We start from the raw sequence: 13785 nt of genomic DNA, 5'->3' as shown, positions 1-13785 counted from the left end.
TCCACGCGTCGTACGACTCGTGTGGTGTCGCCACATGCACACGCATCCACGTCGGCTCAGCGCAGGCCGAGCTCCCGCGCGACGGCATCGGGACGCTCGACGTGGGCGAAGTGCCCGCAGTCGTCGAGCAGCACCGTCCGGACCTGCGGCACGAGCGCCCGCAGCGCCTCGAGGTCCGAGACGCGGGCGAACACGTCGTCCTGTCCGGCGATCGCCGTCACCGGGCAGGTGACGGCACGCCACCGGTCGACGTCGTACGCCGCCGCCGACCGTGCCGCCTCGGTGAACTGCTCCGGCCGGAGCTCCTCGACGAAGGCCTCGAGCACGCTCGGGTCCAGACGTCGAACGTGCGTGAACACCGGCGCCGCGACGAGCGGCAACAGACCGATCCGCGCGATCCCCCGGAGCAGCGGACGCGCGGCGCCACCGGTCATCGTGAGGCCCGCACGCAGCAGGGTGAACGCCGGCAGGGTGCCGAGCGCCCGCACCGGGTGCCGAGCCGCACCGGCGGTCGCGACCGTGGTGCCGGACACCAGGGCGAGCGACCGCACCCGCTCGGGCGCCACCACGGCCAGGTGCAACCCGACGAACGCGCCCATGGAGTGCCCGACCACGTCGACCGCGCCGAGGCCCAGCGCACCGAGGACCGCCGACACGGCACCCGTGACGGCGTCGAGCCCGAGCGGACCGTCCGGAGCCGGCGAGGACCCCCAGCCGGGCAGGTCGACGAGCACCAGCCCGCGGTCCCCGATCCCGTCCGCGGCGTGCAGCAACGGTGTCCACGTCGACCAGGAGCCCGCGACGCCGTGCAGCAGCAGGAGCGGGTCCGGGCCGGCGCGGTGGTGCACCACGACGGGCCCGGTCGGGGCCTCCACGACCGTGCGGGTCAGCCCCCAGGCGCCGGGCGTGACGCGCACCGGGTACGGGGCGTACGCATCAGCGGCGACCCCGTGACCACGCGGGTCGGTGTCGATGGCGTGCACCGGGCCTCCTGTCCGACCGTCGACGCGGACGCGTCCGTCAGGAGGGATTCGGAACGCTAGCCGACGGGGACGGGTGCCGAGCAGGCGGCGAGCCGGTCGAGGGCCGCCTTGTACTCGGCGACGTCGCGCTGCAGGCCGGGCTCGGTGATGATCGAGGCCTTGATGCGGCCCTGCACGTCGATGACGAAGGTCGCGCGGGTGGCGAAGCCCTTGTTCTCGAGGAACACGCCGTACTCCTTCGAGACCGCGCCGTGCGGCCAGAAGTCGGCGAGCAGCTCGAAGTCGTATCCGTTCGCCTCGGCGAACGACCGGAGCGTGGCCTTCGAGTCGACCGAGATGCCGAGCAGCTCGATGCGCTGGTCCTGGAACATCGTGATGTTGTCCTGCAGGGTGCAGAGCTCGTTCGTGCACCCGGACGAGAACGCCAGCGGGAAGAAGACGAGTGCGACCGGGCGGTTGCCGCGGAAGTCGCTGAGTCGGACGTGCTCACCGAACTGGTTCGGGAGCTCGAAGTCCGGCGCGAGTGAGCCGATCTCCAGTGCCATCGCTACGTGTGCTTCTTCCTCGGGCGTGGGGTGTGCCCGTCGGGTCCGTGCGCCGCGGATCGCGTGTGCACGATCGGCCATGCTACGCCGACGACACGCGAATGCAAGCACCCGTCCACATGCACGTCACCATCAGCATCAGCGTCGGTCCTGGGGCCTAGAGTGGACGGGGCCCCAGCCGGTCGCGACCCGACCACCGGAGCCACCATGTCCACCACCACGAGAACGAACGAGGTCAAGGGTGACGGTGAACGACCAGGACCCGTACAGCGCCGGGGCGAACGACCAGGATCCGCAGGAGACCGCCGAATGGCGTGAGTCCCTCGACGGGCTGGTCCAGACCCACGGACACCAGCGCGGTCGCGAGATCATGCTGAGCCTGCTCAAGCGGTCCAAGGAACTGCACCTCGGTGTGCCGATGGTCCCGACGACGGACTACGTGAACACCATCGCGCCGGAGAACGAGCCGGAGTTCCCCGGCGACGAAGAGCTGGAGCGCCGGTACCGCCGCTGGATCCGCTGGAACGCGGCCATCACGGTGCACCGTGCACAGCGTCCCGGCATCGGGGTCGGCGGGCACATCTCGACGTACGCGTCGAGCGCCGCGATGTACGAGGTCGGCTACAACCACTTCTTCCGCGCGCAGGACCACCCCTCCGGTGGCGACCAGGTCTTCTTCCAGGGCCACGCCTCCCCCGGCATGTACGCCCGCGCGTACATGGAAGGGCGCCTCTCCGAGGACCAGCTCGACGGCTTCCGGCAGGAGAAGTCGCACGCCGGCGGCGGCCTGTCGTCGTACCCGCACCCGCGCCTCATGCCGCACTTCTGGCAGTTCCCGACCGTGTCGATGGGCATCGGCCCGATCAACGCGATCTACCAGGCGCAGCAGGCCAAGTACCTGTCGAACCGCGGCATCAAGGACGCCATGGACCAGCAGGTCTGGGCGTTCCTGGGCGACGGCGAGATGGACGAGGTCGAGTCCCGCGGGCAGCTCCAGGTCGCCGCGAACGACGGCCTCGACAACCTGAACTTCGTCATCAACTGCAACCTGCAGCGACTCGACGGCCCGGTCCGTGGCAACGGCAAGATCATCCAGGAGCTCGAGGCGTTCTTCCGCGGTGCGGGCTGGAACGTCATCAAGGTCGTCTGGGGCCGCGAGTGGGACGACCTGCTCGCCCGCGACACCGAGGGCGCGCTCCTCAACCTGATGAACCAGACGCCGGACGGCGACTACCAGACGTACAAGGCCGAGAACGGTGCCTACGTGCGCGAGAACTTCTTCGGGCGCGACCCGAAGGCGCTCGAGCTCGTCAAGGACTACACCGACGACCAGATCTGGAACCTCAAGCGCGGTGGCCACGACTACCGCAAGGTCTACGCCGCGTTCAAGGCCGCGACCGAGCACAAGGGCCAGCCGACCGTCATCCTGGCGAAGACGGTCAAGGGCTACGGCCTCGGCCCGAGCTTCGAGGGCCGCAACGCGACCCACCAGATGAAGAAGCTCACGCTCGACAACCTCAAGCAGTTCCGCGACGAGATGCGCATCCCGATCTCCGACGCGCAGCTGGAAGAGAACCCCTACACGCCGCCGTACTACCACCCGGGCAACGACGACGAGGCGATCCAGTACATGCACGAGCGTCGTCGCGCGCTCGGTGGCTACGTGCCGGAACGTCGCACGAAGTACACGCAGTTCACGCTGCCGGACGACTCGAAGTACCAGGTCGTCAAGAAGGGCTCCGGCAAGCAGGAGGTCGCCACCACCATGGCGTTCGCACGCCTGCTGAAGGACCTGCTGCGCTCGCCCGACTTCGGCGACCGCGTGGTCCCGATCATCCCGGACGAAGCGCGCACCTTCGGCATGGACGCCTACTTCCCGTCGGCGAAGATCTACAACCCGAACGGCCAGCACTACACGTCGGTCGACCGCGAGCTCCTCCTGGCCTACAAGGAGAGCCCGCAGGGCCAGATCATCCACGTCGGCATCAACGAGGCGGGCGCCCTCGCAGCGTTCACCGCGGTCGGCACCTCGTACTCGACGCAGGGCGAGCCGCTCATCCCGGTCTACGTCTTCTACTCGATGTTCGGGTTCCAGCGCACCGGTGACGCCATCTGGGCCGCCGGCGACCAGATGACCCGTGGCTTCATGATCGGCGCCACCGCCGGCCGCACCACGCTGACGGGCGAGGGCCTGCAGCACGCGGACGGTCACTCGCCGCTCCTCGCCACGACGAACCCGGCCGTCGTCTCGTACGACCCTGCGTACGGCTACGAGATCGGCCACATCGTCAAGGCCGGCCTCGACCGCATGTACGGCACGAACGAGGACGGCTCGCCGAAGCACGCCGACCCGAACGTCATGTACTACCTGACGGTCTACAACGAGCCGCTGGTGCAGCCGGCCGAGCCCGAGGGCGTCGACGTCGAGGGCATCCTCAAGGGGATGTACCTGCTCAAGTCGAGCGAGCACGACGGCCCGAAGGCCCAGCTGCTCGCGTCCGGTGTCGCCGTGCCGTGGATCCTCGAGGCGCAGCAGCTCCTCGCCGAGGACTGGGGCGTGTCGGCAGACGTCTGGAGCGTCACGAGCTGGGGTGAGCTGTACCGCGACGGTGTGGCCGCCGAGCAGCAGGCGTTCCTCAACCCGAACGAGCCGGCCCGCACGCCGTTCGTCACCGAGCGTCTGCTCGGCACCGAGGGCCCGGTCGTCGCCGTGAGCGACTTCATGCATCTGGTGCAGGAGCAGATCCGCCCGTTCGTGCCGACCGACTACGCCACCCTCGGCGCCGACGGCTTCGGTTTCTCGGACACCCGTCCGGCCGCTCGCCGCTTCTTCCACATCGACGGCCCCTCGGTCGTCGTGCGGACGCTGCAGCAGCTCGCCCGCCAGGGCAAGGTCGACGGCGCGCTCGTCCAGCAGGCGATCGACAAGTACCGCCTGCACGACGTGACCGCCGGCACCACCGGCAGCGCGGGCGGCGAGAGCTGATCAACCCGTGACGACGGTCCGCCCGGACCACGAGAGCCAGGAGAGCGCGCGCGAGCGCGCGCTCTCCTGGCTCCGTCAGGTGTCCGGAGAACTCTCCACCGCCACGATCAAGCGGCTCGAGGACACGCTCCCCTGGTACAGCGAGATGCCGCCGGGGCGCCGCTCCGCCGTGGGCCTCGTCGCCCAGGCGGGCATCACCTCGTTCATCAGCTGGCTCGAGGGCACCGCGTCGACGCCGTGGATCGCCGCGGCCGACGTCTTCGGGTCCGCCCCGCGGGAGCTCCTGCGCTCGGTGAGCCTGCAGCAGACCCTGCAGCTCATCCGCGTCGTGGTGACCGTGGTCGAGGAACGCGCGGCCGACGACGAGATGCTGCAGGAGGCGATCCTCAAGTACTCCCGCGACATCGCGTTCGCCGCCGCCGACGTCTACGCCCGCGCGGCCGAGGCCCGCGGTCTGTGGGATGCCCGGCTCGAAGCACTCGTGGTCGACTCGATCCTCTCCGGCGAGTACGACGACGAACTGCCGTCCCGCATCGCCGCCCTCGGATGGCACGGCCACGGCGAGGTCGCGGTGCTCGTCGGCACCGCACCGAAGCAGCTCGAGGTCGACCAGGTCCGCCGCACCGCACGGCACATGGACGCCGATGTGCTCGTCGGGGTCCAGGGGTCGCGGCTCGTCGTGGTGATCGGTCGCGCCACCCCCCGCGACGACGTCCCCGAGGGCGAGGAGCCCGTCTCGTTCACGACCATCGCGCAGGCCCTCGAGCCGCTGTTCGGTGAGGGCCACCTGGTGCTCGGCAACGAGGTCCCCGGGGTCGTCGACGCCTCGACCAGCGCGAAGGCCGCCCTCGCCGGGTTCGCCGTCGCGCGTGCCTGGCGCGGCGTGCCCCGTCCGGCCCTGGCCGACGACCTGCTGCCCGAACGGGCCCTTGCCGGCGACCCGCTCGCCCGGTCGGCCCTGGTGCAGCGCATCTACGTCCCGCTCAAGGACCAGTCCACCGAGCTCCTGCAGACGCTGTGGTGCTACCTGGACACCGGCCGGTCGCTCGAAGCCACGGCGCGCGAGCTCTTCGTGCACCCGAACACCGTGCGCTACCGCCTGCGCCGGGTCGCCGACATCATCGGGTGGGACGCCACGCACGCCCGTGACGCCCTGATCGTGCAGTCGGCGCTCATCCTCGGCGCGATGTCCGAGTCCGCGACCGGCCGTCGCCGCATCACGCCCCGACGCTAGAGCGTTCCGGACGGTAGAGAACCGACAATGTCCCGCGGGGATTCGTGTGGGAAGTCCACACGGGCCCCGCGGGACGAGAACGCGAGGATTGTCCGGTGATCGTCGTCGTCGCGCCCGGACAGGGCTCCCAGACCCCCGGCTTCCTCGCCCCCTGGCTCGAGGACGCCACCGTTCGTGAACGAGTCGGGCAGTGGTCGGAGTCGATCGGCGTCGACCTCGCCGAGCACGGCACGAACTCCGACGCGGACACCATCAAGGACACCGCGCTCGCACAGCCCCTCATCGTGGCCGCCGGCCTGGTGACCGCCGACGCACTGCTCGCCGAGGGCCGTCGCGCCCTGGTGGGCGGGGTCGCCGGACACTCGGTGGGCGAGTTCACCGCCGCCGCGGTCGCCGGGATCCTCGAGCCGACCGACGCCGTCGCCCTGGTCGCCGAGCGCGGCCGGGCCATGGCGGACGCCGCAGCGCTCGAGCCGACCTCGATGGCCGCCGTCCTCGGTGGCGACGCCGACGCGGTGGCCGCAGCCCTCGCCGAGCACGGCCTCGTGCCCGCGAACCACAACGGTGGCGGCCAGACCGTCGTCGCGGGTGCCGCAGACGCCATCGCGGCCCTCGCGGCCGACCCGCCCGCCAAGGCCCGGGTGATCCCGCTCGCCGTGGCCGGTGCGTTCCACACCCGGTACATGGCCCCCGCCGTCGAGCGGGTCACCCCGGTCGCGGCCGCCGCCACCGTGCAGGACCCGACCCTGCCGATCTGGACCAACGCCGACGGCTCCCGGGTCGACGACGGGCGCCGCTTCGTCGACCTGATGGTCCAGCAGATCGCGAGCCCCGTGCACTGGGACGCGGTCATGGAGTCCTTCTCCGCCGCCGGCGTGACCGGCATCATCGAGCTCGCACCCGCCGGTGCCCTCGTCGGCCTGGCGAAGCGCGGCCTCCGCGGCACGCCGACCGTCGCCATCAAGACCCCCGACGACCTGCCTGCAGCGATCGACCTGCTGCAGCGCGCGGGCCAGGAAGCAGACGCAACCGCATGACCGACCCGACCACCCCGACGGACGCCCCCACGGGCCTCCCGACCGGATCCGCGCGCCCGCTGCTCCAGCAGCGCCGCGGCCACGAGTTCACCCGGATCCTGGCGTTCGGCGCCGCCCGCGGCGAGAACGTCGTGCCGAACGACGACCTCGTCGGCCCGATCGACTCGTCCGACGAGTGGATCCGCCAGCGCACCGGCATCATCACCCGCAAGCGCGCGGGCAAGGACGTCGAGGCCGTCGACCTCGCCGAGGCCGCCGCACGCGAGGCCATCGAGAAGGCCGGCATCGAGCCGTCCCAGATCGGCGTCGTGCTCGTGAGCACCGTCACGCACACCGTGGCGACCCCGTCGATGGCGTCGCTGCTCGCCGAGCGCATCGGCGCCACCCCGGCCGCCGCGTACGACATCAGCGCCGCCTGTGCCGGGTACGCCTACGGCATCGCCCAGGCCGACTCGTTCATCAAGTCCGGGCTCGCCGACCACGTGCTGGTCGTCGGGGCCGAGAAGCTCAGCGACGTCGTCGACCCGACCGACCGCTCGATCTCGTTCCTGCTCGGGGACGGTGCCGGCGCCGCCGTGATCGGCCCGAGCGACTTCCCGGGCATCGCCCCCACCATCTGGGGCTCCGACGGCTCGAAGTGGGACGCCATCGGCATGACCGCGACCTACAACGAGTGGGAGGCCGGGGCACCGCGTCCGACCATGCGCCAGGCCGGGCAGACCGTGTTCCGCTGGGCCGTCTGGGAGATGGTCAAGGTCGCCCGCCAGGCGCTCGAGACCGCCGGCGTCCGCCCCGAAGACCTGGCCGCCTTCGTGCCGCACCAGGCGAACATCCGCATCATCGACGAGTTCGCCAAGCAGCTCGGCCTGCCCGAGACGGTGACGATCGCCCGCGACATCACCACCACCGGCAACACCTCCGCCGCGAGCATCCCGCTCGCCACGCACCGCCTGCTCCAGGAGCACCCGGACCTGTCGGGCGGCCTCGCCCTGCAGATCGGCTTCGGCGCCGGACTCGTGTTCGGTGCCCAGGTGGTCGTCCTCCCCTGATCCCCGTCCGGTCGCGCAACCGCGCGCCCGGTCCCCATCCCGACGAGCCTCCGCGCACCCGGACCCCGCGTGCCCTAGGCTGGTCAACGGTCAAACGACACCCCCCTTCAAGGAGAACACTCATGGCCCTGTCCAACGAAGAAGTCCTCGCCGGCCTGGCCGAGCTGATCAACGACGAGACCGGTATCGCCACCGACACCGTCGCCGCCGACAAGTCCTTCACGGACGACCTCGACATCGACTCCATCTCGATGATGACCATCGTGGTCAACGCCGAGGAGAAGTTCGACGTGAAGATCCCGGACGAAGAGGTCAAGAACCTCAAGACCGTGGGCAACGCGGTCGACTACATCGTCAAGGCCCAGGCCTGACACGAGCTTCCTGAGCGCCGCGGCCCGCGGACCCCTGCGGGCCGTGGCGCTCATCTTGTTCACCCCAACGAAAGAACACGTCGTCCCATGACCAAGAAGACCGTCGTCGTCACCGGGATCGGTGCGATCTCACCCCTCGCCGCGACCGCCCCGGACACCTGGGACGCGCTGCTCGCCGGCAAGTCCGGCATCACCCGCATCGAGGACCCCCGCTACGCCGAGCTCGAACTCCCCGTGGAGTTCGCCGGCCAGGCGCGCCGGTTCCTCACCGACCAGCTCACCCGCCCCGAGTCGAAGCGCCTCGACCCCTCGTCGCAGCTGTCGCTCGTCGCGGCGCGCGAGGCCTGGGCCGACGCCGGCATCGACGACGAGTCGGTCGTGCCCGAGCGCCTCATCGTCGACTGGGCGACCGGCATCGGCGGCGTGAACACGCTGCTCGACGCGTGGGACACCCTGCGCGAGAAGGGTCCGCGTCGCGTCCTGCCGATGACGGTCCCGATGCTCATGGCGAACGGACCCGCCGCCGCCATCGAGATGGAGTTCGGCGCGCGTGGTGGTGCCCGCACCTACCTGTCCGCCTGCGCGTCCTCGACCGAGTCGCTGGCCGAGGCGTACCGGCACATCGCCGACGGCGACGCCGACATCGTGATCACCGGTGGCGCCGAGGCCGCGCTGCACCCGCTCCCGCTGGCCGCGTTCGCCGCGATGCAGGCCCTGTCGCGCCGGAACGACTCCCCCGAGACCGCGTCGCGTCCGTACGACGTCACGCGTGACGGCTTCGTGCTCGGTGACGGCGCAGCGGCGCTCATCCTCGAGTCGAAGGAGCACGCGGAAGCCCGCGGTGCGACGATCTACGCCGAGGTCGCCGGCTCCGGCATCACCTCGGACGCCTTCCACATCACCGCGCCGGACCCCGAGGGCAGCGCCGCCGCCCGTGCGGTCCTGCAGGCCCTCGAGCACGCCGACGCGAGCATCGAGGACGTCGTGCACGTCAACGCGCACGCCACCTCGACCCCCGTCGGTGACGTCGCCGAGTACCACGCGATGCGTCGGGTCTTCGGCGACCACCTGGACGACGTCGTGGTGTCCGCGACCAAGGCCTCGACGGGCCACCTGCTCGGTGGTGCCGGCGCGATCGAGGCGGTCTTCACCGTCCTCGCGCTGCACAACCGCGTCGCCCCGCCGACGATCAACCTGCACGACCAGGACCCGGAGATCGTCATGGACGTCGCCCGCGAGCCGCGCGCGCTGCCCGAGGGTGACCTGCTCGCGGTCAGCAACTCGTTCGGCTTCGGCGGCCACAACGCCGTGGTCGCGTTCCGCAGCGTCTGATCCGTCCCACCCTGCCAGGAGGCCCGTCCCGCGTCGTCGGGGCGGGCTTCCGTCGTTCCGGTGCCGGTTGGAGTCCCGGCAACACGCCGTCGTGTCGCTGAGGCGCCCCGGAAACGACGAGACGCCGCCGTATTCGGCGGCGTCTCGAGTCTGTGGCGGCGTCAGGACAGCACGCCGGCGTGTTGCGCACCCGACGTCGGCGTCCGGCGCACCCGAGACGCCGGCGTGTTGCGAGTTGGCTCAGCCGACGCGGTGCAGCCAGACGACCGGGTTGCCCTCGGCCGCGTGGCGGAAGGGCTCGAGCTCGTCGTCCCAGGCCTGCCCGAGTGCGAGTCGGAGCTCACGGTGCAGCTCGAGGGCGTTGCTGCCCGCGACCTCCATCGCGTAGCGCACCCGGTCCTCGGGGATGACCATGTTGCCCGTGACGTCGGTCTGCGCGTAGAACACGCCGAGGTCGGGCGTGTGCATCCAGCGACCGCCGTCCGAGGCGCTCGTCGGCTCCTCGGTGACCTCGTACCGCAGGTGTTCCCATCCGCGCAGGGCCGACGCGATCGCGGCGCCGGCGCCCACCGCACCGGTCCACGTGTACTCGGTCCGGCGCGCACCGTCCTGTGCGGGCTGGTCGAGCCACGAGAAGTTCACGGCGCGGTTCATCGCGCGACCTGCTGCCCATTCGACGTGCGGGCAGAGCGCGCGGGGTGAGGAGTGCACGTAGAGCACTCCTGTCGTCGTTCCGTTCACGGTTCCTCCGATACGTCAGGTGCGACTTCCCCATCGACCTGGTGCGGAGGATCCTGACCCGAGGGGCCACGGAACCATCGGTATGCGATTGTGATGTCCCGACGGGACACGCCCATTATGCAGCGCCGCGGCTGGGAACGGCAAGGAACCGACCCCGATCAGTGCAGGACGGCACCGTCCGCGTCGACCGGGTGTCGCTCCCCCGCCGTGATCGGCACCGGGACGCGGTTGTCCTCCGGTGGGATCGGGCACGCGTACTGGTACGAGAACGCGCACGGCGGCAGGACCAGCCGATTCCAGTCGAGCTCGACCGTGGCCTCCGTGCCGGGGTCGTCGAGGTACAGGAATCGACCCATGGAGTAGGTGCTGCCCGGGTCGTCCTCCGGCAGGGCACTCGTGCCGTCCTGCACGATGAGCTGCAGCCGCGGGGCTCCGCGGTGGGCAGCCGACCGGACGGCGACGAAGCGCACCGTTGCACCACCCACGACGGTCTCGATGTGTCCGGTGACCGGCAGGGCGTCGCCGGCGGCGTCGCGGACGCTGCCACGGGCCTCCAGGTCGTCTCCCACCAGCGGGACGTACGTGCCGGACGTCACCCAGTCGCCGGACCACGCGAAGCGGGCGATCTGCGCGAAGCGGGCGATCGCCTCGGACGACGGGTCCCAGACGCGCAGGGTGTCGCCGCTGACGGTGCCGGCGAAGCCGTCCGGCAGCGCGACGGTCGACGGCACGACGGCGGTGTCCCCGGCCACCAGGACCGTGCCGTCGACCGGGACGCCGTCGACGACGACGCCGTTGGAGGCCTCGGCCGTCACGGTGAGTCCGCCGACGGCCGGGGCCCACGTCCCGGGGACCGGCCAGACCGGCTGCGGATGGTCGACGTGCTGGGCGTTCACGAGGGCGAGCGGCCCACGGGCACTGCGCGCCCAGCGGTCACGGTCGTGGACGTGCTCGGCGAAGGCGGCGACGACCGCGTCGTCCGGTGCGCCGGTGCCGCTCGTCACGCCTGCTCCTGGCGGGGGTAGATGACCTTCTGCACGATGATGATGACCGACGCCGCGACGGGCAGCGCCACGAGTGCGCCGAGCACGCCGCCGATCGTGCCGCCCGCGACCGCCGCGATGACCACGAGCGCGCCGGGCACCTGGACCGCACGCGACATGATGCGCGGGGAGATCAGGTAGGCCTCGACCTGCATGTAGACGAGGTAGTAGATGGCGGCGGCGAGGGCGGTGGCCGGCGACGCGAAGAAGCAGAGCAGCGAGATGACGATCGCGGCGGCGAGCGTGCCGACGAGCGGGATGAGCGAACCGAGGAACGCGAACGACGCGAGCAGCACCGGCAGCGGCGCCCCGATGATGAGCAGGAAGATGAAGCTCAGGATGCCGTTGATCAGCGCCTGCGACACCTGCCCGACGACGTAGCGGCCGACGGCCTGCGTGATCTGCTCGCTCACGTCGATGAAGTTCTGGCGGCGCGACGCCGGCACGAACCGGTAGGTCGCACGCTTCATGCCCCGCATCGACGCGAGGAAGTAGAGCATCAGGATGATGACGATGAGCGCCCCGGTGACGCCGGACAGGATGCCGCTGCCGACCGCCAGGATCCCGCCGCCGACGCTGAGCAGGTTGCCCGGCTTCTCGACGAACGACTGCAGCGACTGCAGGGCGTGGTCGATGTCGAACGACCCGGCGAACTGCTTCGACAGGTCCTGCACCCACTGCTGCTGCGAGATGTCCTGCACGATGTCGGGGAAGTTCTGGATCAGGTTCGACGCCTGCTCCACCAGGATCGGCACCACGGCGAACACGATGCCGGCGAAGGCCCCGAGGACCGCGACCACGACGATCGTGATGGCGGACCAGCGCGGGATGATCCGCTCCAGGAACGACACGAGCGGGTCGATACCGAGTGCCAGGAACAGCGCGACCCCGATGTAGACCAGCACCGTGCTGAGCTCGTTGATGATCGCACCGGCGAGCAGCGCGACGAGCACCCCGATGGCGCCCATGAACCCGAGGCGGAAGGCGTTCACGCGCACGCCGGTACCGCCACGGGTCACCTCGAAGGTGACGTTCGGTGTCGGTGCGTGGTCGTCCTGCGACGTGTCGCGCTTCCTTGGCATGTGCACGTAGGGCGGGCGGGACTCGAACCCGCGGATCGTTCGGTTATGAGCCGACTGCCTTGACCAGCTTGGCTACCGCCCCTCGCCGGAGACCCTCAGGCCACCGGCTCACCACGATACAGCGACTCGAACGTCGACAGCGTGCGGTTGATGTCGTGTGCCTCGATCATGGTCAGACTGCGATCCCGCATCGCGACGTACTCCGACTCGGGCGCGGTGAGCACCGTCGTGAGCTTCGCCGCCAGGTCGTCCACGTCGCCCGGGGTGAACAGGTACCCGTTGCCGTCGATCAGGTGCGGCAGCGCCATCGAGTCGGCGGCGACGACGGGCAGCCCGGACGCCATCCCCTCGAGCGACGAGATGCTCTGCAGTTCCGCCGTCGACGGCATCGCGAACACCGTCGCGTTGGTCAGGGCCTCCTGCTTGCGCTCGTCGGAGACGAACCCCAGGAACCGCACGCGGTCCTCGAGCCCGAGCTCCTTCGCCAACGCGGTCAGCTTCGGGATCATCTCGCCGTCGCCGACGATGGTCAGCGTCGCGGACAGCTCGGCGGGCAGCAGCGCCACCGCGCGGACGAGCACGTCGAGGTTCTTCTCGGGGGCCACGCGACCGACGAAGACGATGTCGTTGTTGACCGGGCGTCCTTCGCGCGCCACGTACCGGGACGCGTCGATGCCGCACGAGATCGCGAGGACCTGCTGGCCGGCGATGGCCTTCCGCAGGTAGTCGGCGGCCAGGTTCGTCGGCGTCGTGATGGTGTCCGCCAGCCGGTAGGTCTTGGCGGCGTCGCTCCACGCGATCTTCAGCGCGAGGGGCAGCGTCCACTTGCCGAACGGCGTGTACTCGAGCAGGTTCTCCGGCATGAAGTGGTTCGTCGCGATGACCCGGATGCCGCGGTCGTTCGCCTCGTGCACGATGCCTCGACCGATGACCACGTGCGACTGGATGTGCAGCACGTCGGGCTTGACGGCGTCGAGGATCGGACCGGTCCACTTCCGGACGCTCCACGGCCACACGAAGCGCAGCCACGGGTGCAGCGGCCACTTGTACGACTTCAGGCGGTGCACGACGAGCGTGACGCCGTGGTGCTCCTCGTCGAAGGTGCCGTACCGGCGGCTCGAGGCCGGGGCCACGACGTGCACCTCGTGCCCGCGCTCGGCCAGGCCGACGGCGAGCTGCTCGGCGAAGGTGGCGGCGCCGTTGACGTCGGGGGCGAAGGTGTCCGCTGCGATCAGCACGCGCAACGGTCGGTGACCGCCCGTCGCTTCCGTCGGTCCGGCGGTGGCGGTGGTGGCGTCTCCTGACACGGCTGAGTTCGTCCTCTCGTGGGCGATGGCTGGTCGGCAGTGACGCTATCGCACCAGGATCGACGGTCGCGTCAG

12 protein-coding genes and 1 tRNA gene are annotated in these 13785 nt (G+C 70.7%); 6 read left to right on the top strand and 7 right to left on the bottom strand.

The features are described 5' to 3' along the window. Nucleotides 1-56: 56 nt before the first annotated feature. Both DEJ19_RS08145 and DEJ19_RS08140 read right to left on the bottom strand, forming a co-directional pair. Nucleotides 57-983, bottom strand: coding sequence for an alpha/beta fold hydrolase (locus DEJ19_RS08145; protein ID WP_181441553.1), 927 nt, complete (start codon nt 981-983; stop codon nt 57-59). Between the two features lie 56 nt (nt 984-1039). After that, on the bottom strand, nt 1040-1528 hold the full coding sequence (locus DEJ19_RS08140; protein ID WP_111095207.1) for a peroxiredoxin: 489 nt from the start codon (nt 1526-1528) through the stop codon (nt 1040-1042). 241 nt (nt 1529-1769) lie between these two features. On the opposite strand from DEJ19_RS08140, the gene aceE reads away from it, so the two are divergent. The 6 genes from aceE to DEJ19_RS08110 all read left to right on the top strand — a co-directional run bounded on the left by aceE (nt 1770) and on the right by DEJ19_RS08110 (nt 9537). Next, nucleotides 1770-4514, top strand: a complete 2745-nt coding sequence (gene aceE, locus DEJ19_RS08135) for a pyruvate dehydrogenase (acetyl-transferring), homodimeric type (protein WP_110864671.1) — start codon at nt 1770-1772, stop codon at nt 4512-4514. 7 nt (nt 4515-4521) lie between these two features. Then, nucleotides 4522-5748 (top strand): PucR family transcriptional regulator, encoded by a 1227-nt coding sequence (locus tag DEJ19_RS08130; protein WP_027465341.1) that lies wholly within the window; start codon nt 4522-4524, stop codon nt 5746-5748. Between the two features lie 95 nt (nt 5749-5843). After that, the gene (locus DEJ19_RS08125; RefSeq protein ID WP_111233427.1) at nt 5844-6785 is read left to right on the top strand and encodes an ACP S-malonyltransferase; all 942 of its coding nucleotides are present in this window, start codon (nt 5844-5846) and stop codon (nt 6783-6785) included. Beyond that, nucleotides 6782-7834 (top strand): beta-ketoacyl-ACP synthase III, encoded by a 1053-nt coding sequence (locus tag DEJ19_RS08120; protein ID WP_258377411.1) that lies wholly within the window; start codon nt 6782-6784, stop codon nt 7832-7834. The genes DEJ19_RS08125 and DEJ19_RS08120 overlap by 4 nt, the downstream gene beginning before the upstream one ends. Before the next feature lie 122 nt (nt 7835-7956). Beyond that, a complete protein-coding gene (locus DEJ19_RS08115) occupies nt 7957-8205 on the top strand; it encodes an acyl carrier protein (protein ID WP_017886710.1) in 249 nt (82 codons plus the stop codon). An 87-nt stretch (nt 8206-8292) separates the two neighbouring features. Continuing rightward, a complete protein-coding gene (locus DEJ19_RS08110) occupies nt 8293-9537 on the top strand; it encodes a beta-ketoacyl-[acyl-carrier-protein] synthase family protein (protein WP_027465338.1) in 1245 nt (414 codons plus the stop codon). 240 nt (nt 9538-9777) lie between these two features. Here the strand turns inward: DEJ19_RS08110 and DEJ19_RS08105 are convergent, their stop codons facing one another. The 5 genes from DEJ19_RS08105 to DEJ19_RS08085 form a co-directional block, all read right to left on the bottom strand. Continuing rightward, nucleotides 9778-10278: a DUF3145 domain-containing protein gene (locus DEJ19_RS08105; protein ID WP_027465337.1), complete on the bottom strand. Its 501-nt coding sequence runs from the start codon at nt 10276-10278 to the stop codon at nt 9778-9780. A gap of 158 nt (nt 10279-10436) precedes the next feature. After that, nucleotides 10437-11282, bottom strand: coding sequence for a DUF1684 domain-containing protein (locus DEJ19_RS08100; protein WP_111233426.1), 846 nt, complete (start codon nt 11280-11282; stop codon nt 10437-10439). Continuing rightward, on the bottom strand, nt 11279-12403 hold the full coding sequence (locus tag DEJ19_RS08095) for an AI-2E family transporter (RefSeq protein ID WP_171907810.1): 1125 nt from the start codon (nt 12401-12403) through the stop codon (nt 11279-11281). The genes DEJ19_RS08100 and DEJ19_RS08095 overlap by 4 nt, the downstream gene beginning before the upstream one ends. 7 nt (nt 12404-12410) lie before the next feature. Further along, nucleotides 12411-12485: transfer RNA gene (locus DEJ19_RS08090), tRNA-Ile, on the bottom strand. 13 nt (nt 12486-12498) lie between these two features. Further along, nucleotides 12499-13710 (bottom strand): glycosyltransferase, encoded by a 1212-nt coding sequence (locus tag DEJ19_RS08085; RefSeq protein WP_111233425.1) that lies wholly within the window; start codon nt 13708-13710, stop codon nt 12499-12501. Nucleotides 13711-13785 lie beyond the last annotated feature (75 nt).

Origin of the sequence: Curtobacterium sp. MCSS17_016 (genome assembly GCF_003234255.2) — a bacterium.
GTDB lineage: Bacteria > Actinomycetota > Actinomycetes > Actinomycetales > Microbacteriaceae > Curtobacterium > Curtobacterium flaccumfaciens.
Note: the sequence above shows the minus strand (reverse complement) of the source record. Positions and strands in the feature narration are given on the sequence as shown.